Source organism: uncultured Maribacter sp. (assembly GCF_947495965.1).
In the GTDB taxonomy this organism is placed as follows: domain Bacteria; phylum Bacteroidota; class Bacteroidia; order Flavobacteriales; family Flavobacteriaceae; genus Maribacter_B.
Genome location: NZ_CANMBB010000029.1, coordinates 1 through 371 on the forward strand (window position 1 = coordinate 1; position 371 = coordinate 371).

Genomic DNA, 371 nt, shown 5'->3' on the forward strand with positions numbered 1-371 from the left:
GTTAAGTTATCTCCCGTTAAACTTAAATCTTGACTGTCTGTTCCTAAACTACTCAATGGAACATCAAAATCTGTACCCGCTTCTGTAATACGAAGATTTGGACCTACAACTCCAAAAGAAGTTATAAGTTCATTAGTATCACTAGCATCGCCAGGAGTAGCACTTCCTCCTACTACATCCCAAGCTGAACCATCCCAAACATATAATTGACCTGCGGATTCATCTACATAGGTGGCTCCTGCATTATTGTTTGCAGGAGCTCCTAATGGAGCTCCATTAGATAAAACGGTAAGTTCATTAGTAGCATCACTATCGCCATCGGTATAATCTACTGTGTAGTTCCCATTTCCATCATTAGTAACGGTTATATC

Annotated in this window: 1 protein-coding gene; it reads right to left on the bottom strand. The window is 39.9% G+C overall.

The features are described 5' to 3' along the window. A partial coding sequence (locus Q0820_RS16915; protein ID WP_298489478.1) for a hypothetical protein occupies positions 1 to 371 on the bottom strand: 371 nt, incomplete at both ends.